The sequence below is a fragment of the Saccharicrinis sp. GN24d3 genome (genome assembly GCF_052400645.1).
In the GTDB taxonomy this organism is placed as follows: Bacteria; Bacteroidota; Bacteroidia; order Bacteroidales; family Marinilabiliaceae; genus Saccharicrinis.
In genome coordinates this window covers 101440-123069 of sequence record NZ_JBQTGI010000004.1, presented here as the reverse complement: position 1 = coordinate 123069, position 21630 = coordinate 101440, and the positions used below count along the sequence as shown (strand labels likewise).

The 21630-nt window shown below is 39.1% G+C and carries 16 protein-coding genes; 13 read left to right on the top strand and 3 right to left on the bottom strand.

The annotated features are described in order from the left end of the window. Positions 1-32 precede the first annotated feature (32 nt). Positions 33-389, bottom strand: a complete 357-nt coding sequence (locus ACT29I_RS06760) for a hypothetical protein (RefSeq protein WP_430936454.1) — start codon at positions 387-389, stop codon at positions 33-35. Positions 390-588: 199 nt separating this feature from the next. After that, entirely contained in the window at positions 589-936 is a 348-nt protein-coding gene (locus ACT29I_RS06755) for a translation initiation factor (protein WP_444793024.1), read from the bottom strand. Positions 937-1168: 232 nt separating this feature from the next. Between ACT29I_RS06755 and ACT29I_RS06750 the strand changes: the two genes are divergently transcribed. Genes ACT29I_RS06750 through ACT29I_RS06740 form a run of 3 tightly spaced genes read left to right on the top strand, consistent with a single transcriptional unit; the run spans position 1169 to position 4556 of the window. After that, positions 1169-2011, top strand: coding sequence for a sulfide/dihydroorotate dehydrogenase-like FAD/NAD-binding protein (locus tag ACT29I_RS06750; protein WP_444793023.1), 843 nt, complete (start codon positions 1169-1171; stop codon positions 2009-2011). Between the two features lie 41 nt (positions 2012-2052). Then, the gene (gene gltA, locus ACT29I_RS06745) at positions 2053-3528 is read left to right on the top strand and encodes an NADPH-dependent glutamate synthase (protein ID WP_444793022.1); all 1476 of its coding nucleotides are present in this window, start codon (positions 2053-2055) and stop codon (positions 3526-3528) included. A gap of 23 nt (positions 3529-3551) precedes the next feature. Further along, on the top strand, positions 3552-4556 hold the full coding sequence (locus ACT29I_RS06740; RefSeq protein ID WP_430936462.1) for a dihydroorotate dehydrogenase-like protein: 1005 nt from the start codon (positions 3552-3554) through the stop codon (positions 4554-4556). 1062 nt (positions 4557-5618) lie between these two features. Here the strand turns inward: ACT29I_RS06740 and ACT29I_RS06735 are convergent. Beyond that, positions 5619-9617: a response regulator gene (locus ACT29I_RS06735; protein ID WP_444793021.1), complete on the bottom strand. Its 3999-nt coding sequence runs from the start codon at positions 9615-9617 to the stop codon at positions 5619-5621. A 161-nt stretch (positions 9618-9778) separates the two neighbouring features. On the opposite strand from ACT29I_RS06735, the gene ACT29I_RS06730 reads away from it, so the two are divergent. The 10 genes from ACT29I_RS06730 to ACT29I_RS06685 all read left to right on the top strand — a co-directional run bounded on the left by ACT29I_RS06730 (position 9779) and on the right by ACT29I_RS06685 (position 21523). Further along, positions 9779-11137 (top strand): 3-keto-disaccharide hydrolase, encoded by a 1359-nt coding sequence (locus ACT29I_RS06730; RefSeq protein WP_444793020.1) that lies wholly within the window; start codon positions 9779-9781, stop codon positions 11135-11137. 103 nt (positions 11138-11240) lie between these two features. Further along, the gene (locus ACT29I_RS06725) at positions 11241-12695 is read left to right on the top strand and encodes a Gfo/Idh/MocA family protein (protein ID WP_444793019.1); all 1455 of its coding nucleotides are present in this window, start codon (positions 11241-11243) and stop codon (positions 12693-12695) included. Positions 12696-12816: 121 nt separating this feature from the next. After that, positions 12817-13089, top strand: coding sequence for a hypothetical protein (locus tag ACT29I_RS06720; RefSeq protein ID WP_444793018.1), 273 nt, complete (start codon positions 12817-12819; stop codon positions 13087-13089). Between the two features lie 173 nt (positions 13090-13262). Further along, positions 13263-14027 (top strand): FAD:protein FMN transferase, encoded by a 765-nt coding sequence (locus tag ACT29I_RS06715; protein WP_444793017.1) that lies wholly within the window; start codon positions 13263-13265, stop codon positions 14025-14027. A gap of 39 nt (positions 14028-14066) precedes the next feature. After that, complete coding sequence (locus ACT29I_RS06710) at positions 14067-15344, top strand: Gfo/Idh/MocA family protein (protein WP_430936474.1); 1278 nt, start codon at positions 14067-14069, stop codon at positions 15342-15344. Between the two features lie 26 nt (positions 15345-15370). Beyond that, on the top strand, positions 15371-15598 hold the full coding sequence (locus ACT29I_RS06705) for a hypothetical protein (RefSeq protein WP_430936476.1): 228 nt from the start codon (positions 15371-15373) through the stop codon (positions 15596-15598). A gap of 211 nt (positions 15599-15809) precedes the next feature. Further along, the gene (locus tag ACT29I_RS06700) at positions 15810-16910 is read left to right on the top strand and encodes a glycoside hydrolase family 88/105 protein (protein ID WP_444793016.1); all 1101 of its coding nucleotides are present in this window, start codon (positions 15810-15812) and stop codon (positions 16908-16910) included. A 297-nt stretch (positions 16911-17207) separates the two neighbouring features. Then, complete coding sequence (locus ACT29I_RS06695) at positions 17208-18614, top strand: sulfatase family protein (protein ID WP_444793015.1); 1407 nt, start codon at positions 17208-17210, stop codon at positions 18612-18614. Positions 18615-18698: 84 nt separating this feature from the next. After that, positions 18699-20363, top strand: coding sequence for a sulfatase-like hydrolase/transferase (locus tag ACT29I_RS06690; protein WP_444793014.1), 1665 nt, complete (start codon positions 18699-18701; stop codon positions 20361-20363). Between the two features lie 491 nt (positions 20364-20854). Beyond that, on the top strand, positions 20855-21523 hold the full coding sequence (locus tag ACT29I_RS06685; protein WP_430936484.1) for a hypothetical protein: 669 nt from the start codon (positions 20855-20857) through the stop codon (positions 21521-21523). Positions 21524-21630: the final 107 nt, after the last annotated feature.

Sequence of the window (21630 nt, the reverse complement as noted above, 5' to 3'; positions counted from 1 at the left end):
GAAGTTATCGGTTAGGGACAAACAGAAGCATTTTATGCCATTGGTGGGCCGCGCCAGGGAGAATGGTTGTAAAACTTAGCCTGATAACTGCCCTTTGAAAGAACAGATGTTTTTCTGTCTATAATCCTGCATAGGGACTTGAGTGTTATTCCCTCGAAGTTATTTAAATACGTAAGTGTGGTTGAAAATACATAGTTGGTGGAGCTCCCGCAATCTGAACTGCTGTGTGAATGTTCTCCTCCCTGTGAATGATGAAAATGAATAAGGATTTGGTTATTGCCAAGGAAGTGGGCGTGCAGTCCGTTTCCTAAATTGAGCGTCAGCCCAATGTTTAGGAACAGCACCAAGGCCAAAAATCCCGTCGACAATATTTGATGTATCCGTTTCATTTTTATTGTACGGTACAAAAATGGTTGTTTCCACACTTACGTCCAATCCCTATTAATGGGGGTTTTGTTTTTAAACCAGATTTTACCTTACGATCATTTTTATGAAATGATTTATGTTTTGATGAGATTATAATCCGAAAGATATTGGTTACTCGGCGATAAGTTTTAAAAAACTATTGACAGAAGACTGACGACTGATTCACCCTCCGGCTTTCTTGGCTTTATAACCCGCTTTAATCAATAAGTCCATCACCTTGTCCCTAAAGTCGCCCTGGATAAGTATTTCGCCATCTTTTACCGTTCCACCAACACCACACTTTGATTTAAGCTCCTTGCCCAAATCTTTTAAATCGGCATCATCTCCAACAAATCCAGTAATTAGCGTTACGGCTTTTCCCTTGCGTTGTTTCTTATCCAGCATTACCCTTAGGTTCTGCTGCTGGGGCGGAAGTGTTTCTTCATTTTGTTCTTCATGATAATCGTATTCAAAATCGTTATTGGTTGAAAATACGATGCCCTCTCTACTGTTTTTATTCTTCTTAGCCATATTTTGGTATTTATAAGGCAAAAATAAAATTTAAAATTGTATTAAGTCATGTTATATGTTGATTCGGTTGAATAAATTGCAGTTTTAATTCAGTAATTTCCGTAAAAACTCTGAATTTTGTCATACTTTTGTACCGTTTTTCCAGGAGCTATGCGAATAACAAGTGATAATCTTTCATGGTGTTTGGGAAAACTTAATACAAATAGGAATTAAGCATTACCTTTTAAACTCAATGTATAAAGTTGTTGATAAAACGTTTTTTTCGGATAACGTTGTAAAAATTGAAGTAGAGGCCCCCAGGATAGCCAAGGCAAGAAGGGCGGGGCATTTCGTGATTGTAAAGATTGGCAAAAAAGGCGAGCGTTTCCCGTTGACCATTGCAGGAGCGGACAGAGATAAAGGCACAATCACTTTGGTGGTGCAGACTGTTGGTGTTTCCTCGCGAAAATTAGCGGCGCTTAAGGTGGGGGAGTATATTACCGATTTGGTAGGGCCGTTAGGGCAAGCTACACATATCGAAAATAAAGGTACCATATTAGCTTGTGGTGGCGGGGTAGGTGTCGCACCGCTTTTGCCTATTGTGGAAGCCTACAAAAAAGCCGGTAACCGGGTGATTACGGTTATTGCTGCCAGAACCAAGGATTTAATTATCCTGGAAGATCAAATAAAAGAATTCTCGGATGAGTTGATTGTGATGACCGATGACGGTTCATATGGACGAAAAGGATTGGTAACCGAAGGGATGGAAGCAGCAATAAGTAAAGAAAAAATTGATGAAGCCATGATAATTGGTCCGGCCATTATGATGAAGTATGCTGCTTTGACCACAAAGAAATACCATATTCCAACTTTGGTAAGCCTGAACACAATTATGGTTGATGGTACAGGTATGTGTGGTGCCTGTAGGATTACCATTGGGGGTAAAACAAAATTTGTATGTGTTGATGGACCGGAGTTTGATGCGCATCAGGTAGATTTTGATGAGATGTTGTTGCGCTTGAATGGCTATAAAGAGATTGAAAAGTCAGCGGAAAGCACATACCTAAAAGAAAACAAAGACGACTTTCAGATTTAACCGCCGGGGTTAGGTTCAATAATAAAGAGTAAGATTCCAATATGGAAGATAGAGATAGCTACTTGAAATCGGAACGTGCCCAGCAATGGCGCGAAGATTTAAGAAAAAAGTTAAAAAATAAAGAACGTACTCAGCTAGCAAGGGTTAAAATGAACGAGGTGGATGCCCATGAGCGCATTCAATCGTATGTAGAGGTAAATTCGGGTTTAAACGTGGAACAGGCGCAGAAGGAAGCCAGTCGTTGTATCGATTGTGCTAATCCAACTTGTATTACCGGCTGTCCTGTCGAAATTAATATTCCAAAGTTTATTAAGCGAATAGAACAGGGCGAGTTTCTTGAAGCTGCCAAAGTGTTGAAAGAAACCAGCACGTTGCCAGCCGTATGTGGTCGCGTTTGCCCGCAGGAGAAGCAATGTGAGGCCCAGTGTTTTTATACCCAAAAACTGAAGAAAGAACCGGTGGCCATTGGTCATTTGGAGCGTTTTGCTGCAGATTATGAACGTGAGTCAGGCCAGATATCTATTCCTGAAACCAAGGAGAAGAATGGTATTCAAGTGGCGTGTATTGGTTCCGGGCCGGCAGGGTTGACGTTTGCCGGGGAGATGGCCAAAAAAGGGTATGACGTAACGGTATTTGAAGCCTTGCACGAAATAGGGGGGGTATTGAAATATGGAATCCCTGAATTCAGGTTGCCCAATAATATTGTAGATGTTGAAATCGATGCCCTAAAAAAGATGGGTGTAAAGTTCGAAACCAATTTTATAGTAGGGAAGACTGCTACGATCGAAGATTTGAAAGAAGAAGGATTTCGGGCGTTCTTTACGGGAAGTGGAGCGGGACTGCCCCGTTTCATGGGGATTCCGGGGGAGAACTATATCGGGATATTAAGTTCCAACGAATATCTCACCCGAATCAATCTGATGCACGCGGCCGAACAAGATACGGATACCCCTGTGGTAAGCGGCAAAAAAGTGATGGTGATCGGTGGCGGAAACACAGCCATGGATTCGGTGCGCACAGCAAAAAGGTTGGGGGCAGAAAGGGCTATGATCGTGTACCGTAGAAGCATGGCCGAAATGCCGGCCAGGGTGGAGGAGATTGAGCATGCCAAAGAGGAAGGTATTGAATTTATGACCTTGACGAATCCAATAGAGTATTTTGCTGATGACAATGGGCGTGTCAACAAGGTAAGGGTTCAGAAGATGGAATTGAGAGAGCCTGATGCCAGCGGACGAAGAAGACCGATACCAATTGAAGGTTCGGAGGAGATAATTGAGGTAGAAACGGTGGTGGTGAGTGTAGGGGTTTCACCTAACCCCATTATACCCGACTCGTTACCGGAGTTAAAGACCACCAAATGGGGAACCATTGAAGTAGATCAAGATAAGTTGCAATCATCCATTCCTGAAATGTTTGCGGGAGGAGATATTGTTAGAGGAGGTGCAACGGTGATTTTAGCCATGGGCGATGGTCGCAGGGCCGCTCAATCGATGGACGAATACCTTAAAAACAAATAAAAAGTTTATTTTTGATTTCTGTTATGAAGATACTCGAGACAAAATATATGGGGCTTCGCCTCAAGAATCCAATTATTGCAGGAAGCTGTGGGTTGACATCTACCGTTGAAGGAATAAAAAGATTGGCAGATAGCGGTGTTGCGGCGGTAGTGCTTAAATCCGTATTTGAAGAAGAAATCATTAAAGAGCACGAAGAAACCTTGAAAAATGATTTGGGCGCCTTCGAAAATAATATGGAATTTCTGGATTATTTCGATTATCAGCTGAAAGATGATGTGCTCAAGAAAATGGCCTTGGTCATAGAAGAAGCCAAAAAAGTAGTGGACATCCCTATTATTGGTAGTTTGAATTGCGCCACTTCCGGCGAATGGTTCTCCTATGCCAGACAACTGGAAAAAGCAGGGGTGGACGCCTTGGAATTAAATGTGTTTAAACTTCCTTTCGATATGGGGATGCAAGCCGATGAGCAGGAAAAACTTTATCTTTCGATCCTTGAAAAGGTTAAGCAATATGTAAAAATTCCGGTAGCTATTAAAATAGCACCATATTCGTCGAACCTGGCTGCTATGGTAAAAAAGCTGGAGGAAGGTGGTGCAGATGCCGTTACCATGTTCAACCGTTTTTACAATGTCGATTTTGATATTATGACGGATGAGGTAAAAGCAGGTAATCCTTATTCCTCTGGTCAGGATTACTACAATACATTGCGCTGGGTTTCTATTCTGTCGGGCAAGGTGAATTGTGATTTATCTGCCAGCACTGGGATCCATTCGGCCGAAACGGCCATAAAAATGTTGATGGCCGGAGCCACAACGGTTCAGTTGGTTTCAAAGCTTTACAAAGATGGCGCTGGTTCAGTAGCCGGTATCCTTAAAAACATGGAGCTATGGATGGACAAAAGAGGTTATTTAAGTATTGATGAATTTCGGGGTAGTGTTCATCATGAACCCAAAGAAAATTCTGAACGTTTCGAACGTGTTCAGTTTATGAAATACTTTTCCGGGCATAATCCGCAGCAGATTCTTTAGTCATAAGGTTTGAAGCAACATCCCGGCGCATGCCATTTAATTCTTACCGGAGGTCATTTGTAATGTTTTCTGTGCGGGATAAGTCGGAAAATTCCGAGTACAAGCTATCGGCATTGTACCCAGCGCTAATTTCATAGCCATAATGGTATAATATAAATATTACCGAAGCATGACTCAACAACTTAAGTGATTTAGAAGTAAGATTAGATTACTATAAATGTGAATAGCCGGGAGAATATTTCCGGCTTTTTTGTTTGCATAGGTTTAAGAATGGTTTTTTTGATGATGACTAAGTGTTTCGATGCGTAACTTTTTGAGCATACCGTTCCCACTCGGATGCCCCTTACATTTTAATTATATCATTAATTACATCAGGCAGGATATGATATATCCTGTCGGACCCGATGTGTCTGCCTGCCTTTTTTTATGGCGTTGCCGGTGTGTATGCCCAGACAAATCCATAGTATCTCATAGTACTTGGTCCATGCACCTATGCGATTTAAGCGATAGTGTTACTTGTCTTTTCCAAAGCTTCCTTCCAACCTGGTTGCCCGTTCCTTTGTGATTGTTTTTGCGATCTGTTTACGTACGGCCATGTGCTTTCCGGGTCTTTCTTTTATGGCAAAATCGCTTTTGATGTTGTTTTACGCGGCAAACGTCCGGTTTTTGTTGGTGGCAATTATGGCATCGGCACCGGCAATCCCGGTCTTGGTTTTTGGGAAGCATACTTAGCCCGCAATATGCATTAGAAAATCTATTACACATTGAAATTGTTTCAAAACAAGACACTTCGCTGCATCACTTCAACTCACCAGAGCGGTGCTCCCGAAAGTAATCGGTACAAGTTATGCCTCGTTTCAGCAACTCTTTGTTTTATCGTTTTTTAAATACTCATTACGTACCTCTAATACATAATCCAGGCTTAATCACTATTCGGAAAATATGAAATCCCGTTTTATATATATAGTTATATTGAAATATTATCAAGGAGATAATGTGCTTATGGCTATGCCTTGAATTAGCGTCGTGCTCATTGATCTCTCCGAATCTCCGGGGTAAAAACTACTTGTATTCGGAAGGATTGGAGCCAAAATACGCTTTAAATTTGGTGCGAAAATGCGCCGTACTCTGAAATCCTACTTCAAGTGCTATTTGCTGAATGTTGAGCTCCTTTTTTTGCAGGAGTTCTGCCGCTTTGTGCAACCTGATTTTCCGAACATAATCAGCAGCGTTTTCTCCACTTAAACCTTTAAACTTTCTATAAAAAGTAGAGCGGCTCATATTCATTTTTTCGCTTAAAACCTCAGTGGTAAAATTAGGGTTGCCAATATTTTTGTTGATAAGAGTATTGGTTTTTTTCCAAAACTGAACATCGTTTTTACTAAACGCCGATTTATCGACTTTTGCCATTGTTTTCGTTTCGATAGGAGCCTGCTGCCATTTTTCCCTATTGCTCATTAGCGCTTGTACACGTGCTTTTAAAACCTGTTTTTCAAATGGCTTTTCTATATAGTCATCTATTCCTAACTGGAATCCCTCCACACGAGTCAGTGCATCTGTTTTAGCGCTAAGAAGAATAAAAGGGATTTTAGCTGTCACAACATTGGTTTTTACTTTTTTACAAAAAGTAATTCCATCCATTTGGGGCATGGTTATATCAGAAATAATTAGATCCGGAATTATGTCTTCCAGTTTTTGCAGGGCATGCACTCCATTTTCGGCGCACGACACCAAATAATCCTCGGATAATATCTGTTGTAAAAATCCGCTAAGTTCAGCATCATCCTCAACCAAAAGGATTCTTTTGTCCGAAATATTCATTGAAACGGGCAATGGAGTTACTACCTCGGTATTTTCTGTTAGGGGCAATGGGGCTGGTAAGCGGTTCGATATATCTAGTTGGTCGAAGTGCTCTTTGCCTTTGTTAAACTGAGCCGTAAATACCGATCCCTTTCCTTTTTCTGAGGTAACAGAAAGTATTCCCAACTGCATCTCGGTAAGCCCTTTGGCCAAAGTCAGACCAATACCATGACCTGATTCATGGCTGTTCTTGCTTCGGAAGAAACGGTTAAACACTTGAGATAACTCGTCTTTAGAAATGCCAATGCCAAAATCAGTAACCTTAATCTCAAAGTGTTGCTCACTTTCATGTGTTGATATAATAATCGGATTGTTTTCGGGTGTATATTTAATGGCATTTGAAATCAGGTTAAACAGAATTTTTTCTGTTTTATCAACATCAAGCCAAACAGAGATACGGTTTACATTCGGTTCATACCTTAAATCGATATTTTTTTGTTGGGCTAGTTTCTGGAACGATTCAACAATATCACCGACAAAAGCATTTAATTCAAAATTTGACACCTCGAGTTTTAATTGATCTTGATCCAGTTTTCTGAATTCGATAAGCTGGTTCACTAAACGGAGCAAGCGTAACGCATTATTTCTAATTACTTTTTTTACGGTAACCGATTTCGAATCCTCCAATTCTTCGAGATGTCCCAGGATAAGCGTTAATGGGGTTCGGAACTCGTGAGAGATATTTGTAAAGAACCTCAGTTTTGCCTCGTCTGCTTCGTGCAGTTTTTGCGACATCTTTTGTATCTCGCTGCTTTTTCTGACTATATCCTTGGTTTGCTCATCTACCTTTTGTTTAAGTAATTTGTTGCGTTGGTGAATACGGTAAACACGCCATCTGTATAAGGTAAGCAGCAATAAAAAGATAATGCCGAGAATAGTTAATCGAAACCAGTTTTTTTGCCAAAACGGAGGCTTGATAACAATAATTATTTCTTTGGGGGCAGACCAGTTTTCGTCAGAACCTGTAACAGATAAAACAAACTTGTATTTTCCGGGCAACACATTGGTGAATGAAGCCATTCGGTTTTTTCCATCCTCCCAATTATCCTGCCAATTCACTAATTTATATCTGAATTTATTGGAGTTTGGCAGGTCAAAAGGTACAGCATTAAAATCGAAGGAAAATGTATTCTCGAAATGATTTAATAAAATGGTATTGGTTTGATTGATATGCTCAGATAAAAGCTCTCTTTTATTGATAATCTCATTGGTTTTTACGATGGTATTGTTCAAGCTGAAATTTTTAATAACGGGGCTAACAGCCTCGTTATTGGATTGAATCATTTTGGGGTCAAAATATATTACCCCGTTATAACCACCATAATATATGGTTCCATCTTTGGATTGAAAGGAGGCGTCGTCCATAAAAAAATCGCTTTTCAGGTAGGTGGAAAACCTTTTTGTTTGCGTATTAAATTTACTGATTCCTCTGTTCGTACTAATCCATAGGTTATCGTCTGAATCCGAATTTAAACTGTAAACTATATTATTGGATAGGCCGTGTTCTTCGTAGTAGATTTCCTCTACTTTATTGCTTTTGGTATTAAAACGATTTAAGCCATTGTTCGACCCTACCCATAAATCATCTCCAACTTTAATTAAGCTATATATTTTGTGGTTGCTAAGTCCAACAGACAGGGTATTGAAATATGTAATTTCTTTTGTTGTTATATTAACTTTTACAATTCCGGAATTGTCAAGACCCAGCCAAACTATGTCGCCATCAAGCTCAATATCCCTGATGTTGCTTGAAACTTTGGCAGTTTGTTCGTAATCAAATATCAATTCTGAATTGTTTTTCAGATTGAGTATTCCAAGTCTTGAGCCTACTCCGATGGCTACATTACCATTTTTAAATTCTTTGATAGAATAACTTCGGTTGTTCCATTTATTACTAAAATAACGATTGATGTGCTCCAACCTTTTTGTCTTTCTGTTATAAATACAGAATCCGTTTAACATTCCTACCCAAATATTTTCCAGTTTATCCTCGAAAATGGTTCTAACACTTAACAGTTTCCTGTTATTACCATTTTCATCCACATAAGAATCTATCAATGTTTGATTTCCGTTTTGATGTATAATACCCAAGCCTGTTCTGTCAAAGCCTACCCAATATTCGTTGCCGGAACTTGCCCATATCGCTCTCACAAGGTCTATTTCTTTGTCGGAAGATGCATTGCGCTTCCAGTTAAAATGTTTAAAACTGTTTTTGCGTTTACCAATAAAGTTAACTCCATGCTTTGTTGTACCCACCCAGATATTTCCGGCCTTGTCCATTTTTATATTGGAAACATTGTAACCATGGAAAGAATTGGGATCGTTGGAATTGTACTCATAATTTTGACAAATCATTTCGGTAGCAGTCAACTCAAATCTGATCAGACCATTGTTTCCACCTACCCATATTTTATCTGAATCGGTGAATATGGGAGGATTCTTCTTTATTGGAGGACAATCTTTTATGCTGCCATATAAATACCTTTCTGTGCGCTTAGTTAACAGCTCGTTATAAAAGGATATCCCATCGTTATGTAGAGCCACCGTTTGGTTTTTGTTACATGATAGGGCATTGGTAGGTTCGGTAATACGTTTTTGCGGATAAAAAGAGGAGTCTTTGCCAAAAACCATTTCAATAACACCAAAGTCTCCATAGGCAGCTATATTCCCACTAGGAATGTTGGCAATATCTAAAATTTGTGTTTTGGGAAGAGGCGTAACCAATGAGCTGTCTTTCGGATTAAATCCAATAATTTTCGAGGATGTTTTGAACCAGAGCCAACCTTGGATATCTATCTTAACGTTATTAAACTGCTTTGCAGAATAAGGACGAAACAAAGAGTCATGGTAATGTATGAATTCTTGTTTCAGCCCATCGTATTTGTTTAATCCGCCATCTATGGTTACTATCCAGGTATTGCCTTCATCGTCACAGGTTAAATTAATACAATAACTGCCTGTTAAACTTCCTTTTTTATTTAAACTGGGCTTAAATACTTCAAACGAATAACCATTATACCGGTTTAAACCATCAAGAGTACCTATCCATACATAGCCATTGGCGTCAATGTCCATACAGAATGCGCTGTTCTGAGAAAGCCCATCATTAATATCCAGATGGTCAAATCGGATATTCTGACCCGGTATATTTGTCCCAATTAAGAATAATATTGGTACGATTAACAGACGGATTTGATTCATTTAATTTGTTTAAGGTGTAAATCTATAAAAAACATTTGAAATGATTATATGACACAAAACCATCTTTTTTTGACACAAATATTATGCTTGACCAACAGGGTTGAATAATAGATTTGTAATAATGTTAGAAAGTGAATTAATCAACGTTTAAATTATAAAAAATGAAAACTACGTTTTTATTGTCGCTATGCTTCGTACTGGTTTTAGGAGTGAATGCACAAAAATCAAAGGACCTGTTTAATGGAAAAAACCTTAAAGGCTGGAAAGTATTAAATGGCGAGGCCGAATTTAAAGTAGAAGATGGTGCTATTGTGGGTGTTTCAAAAACTGGTACCCCAAGTACATGGCTAGCAACTAAAAAAGAGTATACCAATTTTATACTCGAATATGAAATGGTTATTGGTAAAAACCTTAACTCCGGGGTTCAGTTCCGTTCTCATTTTGATGAGGAAAAAAAACATTTTTATGGTCTGCAAGTAGAAGCTGACGATTCGGAGAGGGCGTGGACTTGTGGGATATATGATCAAGGTCGTCAGGGATGGCGCTATCCGTTAGAGTATAACCCTGCTGCCAAAAAGGCTTTAAAAAGAGGGCAGTGGAACAAAGTAAAAGTGATTGCTTACGAGAACCATATTGCTACCTGGTTAAACGGCATTAATGTAGCCAATTTAATGGAGGAAGAAGTAGAGACCGGTTTTATTGCCTTGCAGATTCATAGTGCAGGCAAGGATAAAGAAGGAGTTGAAAATAAATGGAGAAATATTACCATTACAGAACTGGACGAAGAACCAAGTTTTGCGGGAGCTACTGCTCCGGTCGTAAGTTATCTGAAAAATCAGTTGACGGATGCGGAAGTGAAAGATGGCTGGAAACTGCTTTGGGATGGCAAAACAACCAAAGGATGGAGAGGTGCCAAAAGAGATGATTTCCCTGAAAAAGGCTGGAGTATTAAAGACGGAATCCTACAGGTGCATGCTTCAGGCGGCGGAGAATCGGAACACGGTGGAGATATTGTGACAACCAGACCATATAAAAACTTTATTCTTGAAGTTGATTTTAATTTCACCAAAGGTGCCAATAGTGGTATCAAATATTTTGTGGATACCGATTTAAACAAAGGAAAAGGTTCGGCCATTGGTTGCGAATTCCAGATTTTAGATGACAAAAACCATCCGGATGCCAAAAAAGGTGTTGGAGGCAAAAGAACCATTGGTTCATTATATGACTTAATTCAGGCAGACTCCCGACTTTTTGTACATGGCTTAAGTCCTCAGAAATACGTAAATACCGGTAAATGGAACAGAGCCAGAATCGAAGTGCGAGGGTCTAAAGTAAAACATGTGTTGAACGGATGTACCGTTGTTGAGTACGAAAGAGGCACCCAACAGTGGAAAGCCTTGGTGGCGTACAGTAAATACGCCCAATGGCCAAATTTTGGGGAAGCGGAAGAAGGATTGATCTTACTGCAGGATCATGGAGATGACGTACTATTTAAAAATATCAAAATAAAAGAATTGTAGCAGATTAGCAGCTGATTTAAAATCAAATGACGGAAAGGGGTTTAACAAATAGTAAGTTCCTTTCCTCTATGTGCTTTTTGCTAAATGTTTAAAATCGTGAAAAATGGAAACAATAAATAAAAGAAGAGAATTCCTTAAGAAAAGTCTTGTAGCAGCAGGTGGAATAACCATTCTTCCCAGTAGTACCATCTTCGCCGGGAAAAAGACATGGGATAAAGAATCACAATCACTTAAAAATTCATCCTATGTACCAAGCGAGAAAGTAAACCTGGCTTGTATCGGTATTGGGCACCGTGGTGGAGGCATTGTGAAAGAATTGCATAGTACCGGGTTGGCTAATGTTGTTGCTTTATGCGATGTTGATTTGGCAGGAGATCATACACAAGAAGTTCAGAATATGTTCCCTGATGTACCTCGTTTTACGGATTTTCGGAAGATGTTCGACAAGATGGGGGATAAGATTGATGCTGTTAGCGTTGGAACACCAGACTTTTCACACTTTCCGATCACGATGTTGGCCATGTCCATGGGAATTCATGTTTATGTAGAAAAGCCTATGGCAAGGACCTTTAACGAGGTTGAATTGATGATGGCGGCCGCTAAAAAATACAAAGTTCATACCCAAATGGGTAATCAAGGGCATTCAGGGGCTAACTATTTCCAGTTTAAAGCCTGGAAGGAAGCAGGTATTATTAAAGATGTAACTGCCATTACCGCACATATGAATAAGTCGAGACGTTGGCATAAGTTCGATCCGCGAATTACCAGTTTCCCGGCAAAGGAGACAAAGCCCAGAAGAATGGATTGGGATAGCTGGCTAACTACCGCTCAATATCACGATTATAATAAAGATTACCATCACGGTCAATGGCGTTGCTGGTACGATTTTGGAATGGGTGCATTGGGAGATTGGGGAGCCCATATTTTAGATACGGCGCATGAATTTTTGGATTTAGGTCTGCCATCGGAAGTGAACCCAACGTTATTAGAAGGGCATAATTCATTCTTTTTCCCCTTCTCATCTACTATTGAATTTAAATTTCCTGAAAGAGGGGATATGCCTGCCTGTGATATTACCTGGTATGATGGATTAGATAATATTCCTCCCGTACCTGCCGGTTATGGTGTTTCAGAGGTGGATCCAAATATTCCTCCAGCAAGTAACGGAGATGTGCAGCCAGCTAAATTGAATCCGGGGAAGATTATTTACAGTAAAGACCTAACTTTTAAAGGAGGCACACATAGTGGTACCTTGTCCATCATCCCCAAAGATAAAGCGGAGGAGATGAAATCGAAATTGCCTGAAGTTCCCCAAAGCCCATCAAACCACTTTGAGAACTTCCTTTTGGCATGTAAAGGGCAGGAAAAATGTCGTTCTTCTTTCGACATTGCCGGACCGTTAAGCCAGGTTTTCACTTTAGGTGTGTTAGCGCAGCAGCTTAGTACTAAACTGAAGTTTGATAGAAAAACTAAACAAATCACAAATAATTCCATCGCTAACGAAATGTTAGTTGGTACACCTCCACGAAAAGGTTGGGAGGAGTATTATAAATTGTAATAAACACTAGTAGATGAGAGGTAGTTGATTAGTGGTTAGCAATAACAGCAATCTTCGATCTCTTATCTAATAGCATAAGGCTGGTGGAGGCAGAGGGAGTGTAATTTATAGTTCGGAAGTTGTGATCTATCTCGACAGGGGTAGGTATGTATTAATGGACCTTAATGGTAAGGCTATAAAAACCGAAAAGGAAGGATCTTTTAAAGCTGCAAACGATACGAACGATTCCATTGGTTTTGACATGTTAACGGTTAACCATATGCGTAATTTGGTTGACGCAATAGTTAAAGGGGATAAATTAAATTCTCCGATCTACGATGTTGGTATTTCTACGCAGCTATGCCATTTGGGTAATATTGCCCAGGATGTTAAGGAGAGTATCAAGATTATTTAACCAATAAAGTCTTGTACTTGAGACTAAAATTTTGTCTATAAAGACTGTTTCAGAATGCCTATTAATATTTCATGCATCTTTTGTTCATTTATTAAAATGTCGTTCGTCTAATAAATGCCGTTCGTAAAATAAAAATGTCCGGGGTAAATCTCTACAACAATACCATTGCAGCCATGAATTCTAGGTTAGATGTGGTACTTTGGAGCAAAGACCAAAGTATAACATTTGAACGCGTGTTTTCTGAAATGGAGAAAATAGTATATGATGTTGAATGTATGTTGAGCATGTATCATCCTGAAGCGAAAGTGTATCAGCTTAATAATGATTCATTTAAAACTCCTGTTAAGGTTAGCGGTACACTTTTTACCTTAATTGAACAATGTATTGAATTCTACCATAAAACTAATGGCTATTTCAATATCGGATATAAAGCTTCTGGAAGTATCGGTGATAGTCTTGTTGATCAATTGATATTGGATAAAGAACAGCAGACCGTTGGGTATGGCTCAGGAGAAGTTCAGCTTGATTTTGGAGGAATTGGAAAAGGCATAGCCATAGATCGAGTAGCAGCCTTATTAAAGCATGAAGAAATTGAAAACGCCTTTGTCAGTTTTGGAGGTAGTTCTATCCTTACCCGTGGTCGTCATCCTTACGGTGAATATTGGCCGTTAGCTTTAGAGGATGGAAGAAATACAAATTTAAAGTTAAATGATGCTGCAGTATCTATCAGCGGTTTCCATGAAAAAGAAAATAAAGAGCATGTTACTGATCCTAAATCAGGAGAATTAAATCATAAGTTAAAACTGGTAGAAGTACAAATGAGTTGCCCTGTAAAGGCAGAAGTGCTTTCTACGGCTTTATTGGTAGCTCCGGAAAGGGAGCATCAACAAATCATTAATAATTTTAATCCGGAATTATGTATCAGGATACCACTGTAACCATCCTGATATTAAAATCTTGATATTATAATAATTGTTATGGGAGATAATAGGAGGGAGTTTTTAAGGAAGATTGGCATGGCAGGGGCCGGAATGGCCTTCATGGCAAATCCGCTGGTTCATTCTTTAACCGCACAGGAAAATAAGAAAAATGTGCGCATTGGAATAATTGGTACGGGGAGCAGAGGTAGGTACTTACAGGAACATTTGCACAGAATTCTTGAAGAAGGACATGGAGGGTTCGAAATAGTAGCCTTATGCGATAATTATGAACCTAGCTTGGAAAAATCCAAAGAGTTAGCACGTAAGTATAAGAATACAGCCAAAACTTACGATAAATACACAAAACTGATTAAAGATAGTGGTGTTGATGGAGTTGTCATTGCCACTCCATTGTTTCAGCATGCGCATATTGCCATTGACTGCATGAAAGCAGGAATCCATGTGCTTTGCGAAAAAGCGATGGCTCGTACGCTGGATGATACCAAAGCTATGTACGACGCACATATCAGCACGGGAAGTATACTTTTAATTGGCCATCAACGGTTGTTCAGCAATAAATACAGCCATGCCATGCAACGTATCCATAATGGAGAATTGGGTATTATTGGACAGATGCATGCCCATTGGCACCGAGGTAACGATTGGCGCCGGCCTGTGCCCAAAGGAAAACCGGAATTGGAAAGGCAAATTAATTGGCGTTTATATAAGGAATATTCGGCAGGATTATTAACAGAACTTATGTCGCACCAGATTCAAGTGGCAAACTGGGCCTTACAAGAGAATCCTGTTTCGGTTATGGGAACGGGTAGTATACGATATTGGCATGATGGGCGTGAGGTGTATGATAATCTGGCCGTTATATTTTCGTATAAGGATGGAACCAAATTTACATACGATTCCCAAACCATTAACAAAAGGTATGGTTGCGAAGAAGAAATAATAGGTGACAAGGGAACTTTTGAATTAGAAACCAATAAATTTTATTCCTCTAAACCCGTTAAGCCAAAACCTGCGCCGGGAATAGCCCAAATGATAGGTGACATTCAAAAGGGATTATTTGAGGAGGTTCCGATTGGAGGACCCAGCTGGGCTCCGGAGACTAAAAAGAAGCAAATTGCTGAACCTATATATGCCGGGCAAAAAGGAGATGGAACAAAAGAAGAATTAATTGGCTTTGTTAATTTTATAAAGCAAGGGAAATGTCCTGAATGGATCACCAAGGAAGGATATAATGCCAGTATCTGGACTATGCTTACGGAACAAGCTATTGATAGTGGCAAGATATTAACTATGCCCGAAAAATATAATATTTAGTATTTAAATCAAATAAGCTGAATAGAATGAAAGATATCGTATTAAAAGGAACTTCGGTAAGGAAAGAATTAAGGATATTGTTGATCGTATTTTTAATTGCATTTGGATTAAATATCTACTCAATAATAACCTATAAAACACTTTGGGGCGAATTACTTACCTCGCTGGGTTTTGTTGCTATATTAGCTATCATATTTTATTTGATAGTGGGCGTTATCAGGTTATTGGTATTGGGGGTAAGGAAGTTAATTTAGCTATTTTAATAAAATAGGTAATTCATATCAGATGATCAAAGTTATCTTTTAAAGTTTCGCTATATCGATGTCTTCTATGGTTTTAGAAAGGAGATATAATGGGTTGTAACGGTTACAAGTACCGTTAAGATCCCCAATATGGGCTTTGTAAAGGGAAAAATAATTTAATTTGTGATACTAAGTTTTAAAATTTATAATAAATCTATACATCATGAAAAAACTATTCATCACATTACTTATAGTCTGTAGTGTAAACTTAACTGCCCAAGAAATTAAACCTTCTGAAGTCAAAAAGAACATGAAACGGGTAGCGGATTGGCAGATAGAGCACTTTCGAGATCATTTCAGCGGAAAGAAACCACACCATATTGCCGATTGGACAAACGGAGCACTGTATATAGGTATGGTAAAATGGGCAGCAATGGCTGGTGACGATACTTATTACGATTGGTTAAAGAAAATAAGTGAGGATCAGGAATGGAAACTTCATCGTCGCCAGTACCATGCTGATGACCATACGGTAGGTCAATTATATTGCGAACTGTACAGGAAGTATGGTGACAAAAAAATGATTGAACCTACCATTAAACAATTCAATTACATTATGTATCATCCTTCGCAAAGCATATTGGATTGGAAAACACCATACCACCAAGACCGCTGGAACTGGTGTGATGCCTTGTTTATGTCGCCTCCGGTTTGGGCCAAGCTATATCGGATAACAGGAGAAAAAAAATATCTGGACTTTATGGTAACAGAATTTAAAGCAACCACTGATTTCTTATTCGATAAAAAAGAGAACTTGTATTATCGTGACCAAAATTATATTGGTAAGTTAGATAATGGTACTAAAATATTCTGGTCGAGGGGGAATGGATGGGTATTTGCCGGATTGGTGAATATTTTAGTTGAACTGGAACCCCAAAGTAAGCAGTACAAATATTTCTTGGGCATCTATAAGAAGATGGCCAAAAAGCTTTTGGAAATTCAAACAGCGGAAGGACATTGGGCCATGAGTTTGTTGGGTCAGAAGTTTTATCCAACACCAGAAACTAGTGGTTCGTCGTTTTTTACCTTTGGTTTGGCATGGGGTATCAATCAAGGCATATTGGATAAAGGAACTTACGGACCCGCAGTTAAAAAAGGATGGAACGCCATGGTAGGCCATATCACAAAAGAAGGAATGTTAGGATATGTTCAACCCATTGGCGCCGCTCCGGGTAAAGCCTGGCCAGATAAAACAGAGGTTTATGGAACGGGCGCGTTTTTAAGTGCGGGTAGCGAGGTGTATAAATTATTTGGTGGAAAATAGGAATATATCATATGAAGAGAATGAGGGAGTACGGATATAGGAATGTATATGCTGGCTCCTTTTTTTGTACGTATAATTTGGTTGTATTCCTATTAAAGGATGCAGACTAAAAAGATCCTTGGGCTGTTGGCTTATCTCATTTAAAGCGTATGTGTAAGTCTATTATTAACCGCTAATTTTACCCGTTAAAACATAAACCACCCCCTTTTTTCTGTTTAAAATTCATGCATAACAGATACGCTTATTGTTAATTTTGGATATCGATAATAAACAATCAGATATTTAAAATATAATACAATGCAACGTTTACTTTTTATACTGCTTATTGCAGTATCGTTTTTAACAATTAATGGCCAAAAAAAGAAATCGCCCAATGTCCTAATTATTTTATCCGACGATCAGGGATGGGGAGATGTTGGATTTAATGGATGTACCGATATTCCAACACCAAACCTGGATGCTTTGGCAAAAGACGGGGTTATTTGTTCGCAAGGTTATGCCTCGCACCCCTATTGCAGCCCGAGTAGAGCTGGTTTACTCTCAGGTAGATATCAGCATCGTTTTGGTCATGAGTGTAACTTGCCTTACGAAGATGCAAAAGCGGATGATGGATTACCACTAGATGAGTTGATGATGTCGGAAGTGCTGAAAAAACACGATTTTCAGACTTGTGCAATCGGGAAATGGCATTTAGGAGATTCCATTAATTATTGGCCTAATAAAAGAGGGTTCGATGACTGGTTCGGATTCTGGGGCGGTGGACTAAGCTACTGGGGAGAACCTAAAAAAGGGCGGGGACCAATGGGAGGCGTGTTAAGGGACGGGAAACCAGTTCCTATGTCTGAAATAACCTATTTGACAGACGACTTTTCTGATGCAGCAGTTGAATATATCGACGAATATTCTAAAAATGACAAGCCCTTCTTTATGTATTTGGCTTATAATGCACCACATTCACCTATTCACGCAACAAAGCAGTATACCGATATGGTGAGTCATATTGAAGACGGTTACCGTGCTGCTTATGCAGCTATGGTGGTTGGTATGGATGTTGGTGTTGGTAAGGTAATTCAGAAGTTGAAGGAAGAAGGGGAGTATGAAAATACAATCATTTTTTATTACAGTGACAATGGTGCAGCAACCAATGGGGCGCGTAGCGAACCTTATCGGGGACATAAAGGAATGCTATTTGAAGGTGGTATCCGTGTTCCATTTTCAGTAACCTGGAAAGGCAATATTAAAGGGGGACAGGTATATGACAAGGCCGTTTCAGCTTTAGATATTTTTCCAACTGTTTTGGCCGCAACAGATGTAAAGTGTCCTAAAAACAAAGAGTTAGATGGGGTTAACTTACTCCCATATTTTAACGGCGAGGTTAACAAGGCTCCACATAACACACTGTTCTGGAGATATTCTGATGGGGCTGGTTACGCTGTTCTTAAAGGAAAATATAAAATGGTAATGTCAGGTTTTAAAAACATTGAATTTTTCTTGTTCGACATAGAAAAAGATCCATATGAACATACCAATTTAGCCAGTGCTAAACCAGAAATACTGAAAGAATTGGAGAAGGAGTATAAAGACTGGAATAGAGGAACTGTCCCTGGCCTTTGGACAGATCCACATGCTGCAAATATTTCGAAAGAGGTAGAAAAACGTGAATCGTTTATAAGAAAAGCAACGGCTGGAGAAAGAAAAAAGTAGGCAGCTTACAGTCATCCGTGGGCAGAAATTTAAACGCTTAATAACACAAGTCTAATTTTCATAGATTATAATTTAAAAGAATTGATGAAACTGAAATTAATAATTCCAGCGTTCCTAATCTTGCTTGGATGGGTAGCTAAAGCCCAGGAGAAACCCAATATCATTTTTATATTAACCGACGACCAACAATATGGTTTGTTGGGATGTGAAGGAAACTCTATCGTAAAAACACCCAACATCGATAAATTAGCAGATGATGGCGTTCGATTTTCAAATGCGCATATAACCAGTGCTATCTGCACTCCCAGCCGGATTTCTATTTTGCTGGGGCAGTTTGAACGTAAGCATGGTGTAAACTTTAACTCGGGAACCAGTGTTGCACCCGAGGCCTGGGAGAAATCGTATCCCGTGGTGATGAGAGAGAATGGCTACTACACAGGTTATATAGGCAAAAACCATTCGCCTATTGGAGAAGGTGGGTACCAAAGCGGTTTAATGGAAAAGTCGTTCGATTATTGGTATGCAGGTCATGGACACCTATCATTCTATCCTAAAAAACGACATAAAATATTTACAGGTGCCAGGAATGATACGCAGGTTGAGGTAATCAATGAGGGTGTTAATGATTTTTTCAGCAACGAACACCGTATGGAGGGAGCGCTTCACTTTATAGACAAGCGCCCTAAAGATAAACCTTTCTGTTTAAGTATTTGCTTTAACCTTCCACATGGCGCAAGTACGGGAACCATGAAACAATTGCCTTCGGATTCGATAATTTACCGTGATTTATACCGCGATTTGGATATTGCAATGCCAGAGAATTATGTGGCAAAAGCAGATATAAAAACTCCTAAGCTTCCGCTTGATATTCATAGGGCATACGACCGTCAAACGGGTTATAACTACGTGGATAATCCTAAAGACAATAAGGAACGTATTATCCGTCAGATGCAGGCCATGACTGGTATCGATGGTTTATTCGGGAACCTTAGGAAAACTTTGAAAGAAAAAGGTCTGGATAAAAATACCATCATTTTTTATACTTCCGATCATGGTTTATTTATGGGGCAACAGGGGCTGGGAGGTAAAGCACTTTGTTATGAGGAAACAACGCACGTACCTATGATTGTTTATAACCCCATGGATAAAAAGAAGGTCAGAGGTAAAGTGAACGACGCGTTGGTTCAATCCATTGATATTGCCTCAACTATGGTAAGCTATGGAGGTATCGACCAACCAAAGGAATTTCAAGGTAAAGATTTATCGGCCTTGTTGAGCGGAAAGCAGGAAAAAGTAAGGGATTATTTGTTTACCGAAAACCTCTGGTCCACACAGTTTGGTAATCCGCGTTGCGAATCCATCCAAAACTTGGAATGGAAATATATACGTTATTATAAAAATGAAAATGTATCGGCTACAGCTAAAATAGCCATTGCCAAAGATCTTGGTTTAAATGTCAATCAAATGTTGTACTCGGTACACGATCCTGATATCGCATTATACCGAACGTTTGTGGAAGGGCCGCTAAACGGGGAGGAACCCGTGTACGAGGAACTGTATAACCTGAAAAATGATCCTCAGGAGGTAAAGAATCTGGTGAATAAAGAACAATATATCGATATTTTGAATGAACTTAAAGAGGCTTGGAAAGTGGCTATTAAAGAGGCTCGTGGATCGGGAAAACCAAAAGTGTTGCGATATACGGCCGATTCTATGATGGAGAAATACGGTTATGTCAAAAACGAATAAAATGCTTATCACCTTTTCTAAAGACTTTACTTAGGGTAAGGGATAGGATTGAAATCTCCCTTAAATAGCTCCCTTTTGTCCTTAGTATATTGTAGGGTTTTTGGTAATATCGTAAAAGTAATTTAGCGTTAAGCAAAATATTATCACTTAAACCCGCAATATGCATTAGGAATTCTATTACACATTGAAATTGTTTCAAAACAAGACACTCCGCTGCTTCACTTCAACTCACCAGAACGATGAAAACCTAGTAAGATTGCACTTTCAATGTTCACGACGAAGTTCTAATGCATAATCCGGGTTAAAACTTTATACTTACTTTTTTATGGGTCAGTATTGGACTATCGATAACTTCTCAAACCAAACACGTAACGGGAGTTGTTACCTCGTTTAATCATTTTTCGACATGCAGATCGTGTTTATCGATAAAAGTGTGTTTGGGTATTGAATTTATTGAGATATTGTAGAATAAATTTTTAAATTCAATCCCTATGAAAACAAACAAATTATTGCCACACAGAAGTTTACTAAACGTGCTCACCCTAGGCTTTATCATAGTGGTTTTAAGTCAATGTACCGTTATGTCGTTTTACCCGCTTTACACAAAAAATGAACTGGTAAAAGACGACAGGATAATGGGTACCTGGATGTCGAGGCTGATTACAGAGGAAGTTTCGAAAGATTCACTGGTATGGGAAATTAGTTTATTTGGTAAAAATGTAAAAACTGAGAATCAGAAAAGTCCGCAAAACAAAACTTACTGGTTAAAGTTATACCCCAGCGAAAACCCCAAGGACGTTGTTGAGTTCAAAATTCATATCGTTCATTTAAAAAACGAATATTACCTCGACTTTTTATTGGAGGAAATGCCTTACGAAAATATTTTTGCCATTATTCATTTGATGCCCGTACACACCTTTGCCAAACTCGAATTCAACGAAAATGAGCTAACGGTAAAATGGTTTAATAGTGAGTTGTTGGAAGACTTGCTTAAAACCCAAAAAATCAGGATAAAGCACGAAAAACGAATGGACGGGGCTCAATTGTTGACGGCCAAACCCAAAGAGCTACAGGAGTTTATTATTAATTATTCCAATCATGCAGATGCTTACCTGAAGGAGCTTAGTTTTAACTTGACGCCATATGCAAAGAATAGTTGAAAATGTGTCCCCAAATCCTTAATAAATTTTACCTGAGCAGGATGTTAGCACATATCCTATTTTAGTCGATACCTGCAGCGAAGCTGTGGTAATCCAGTAGGTGTAAA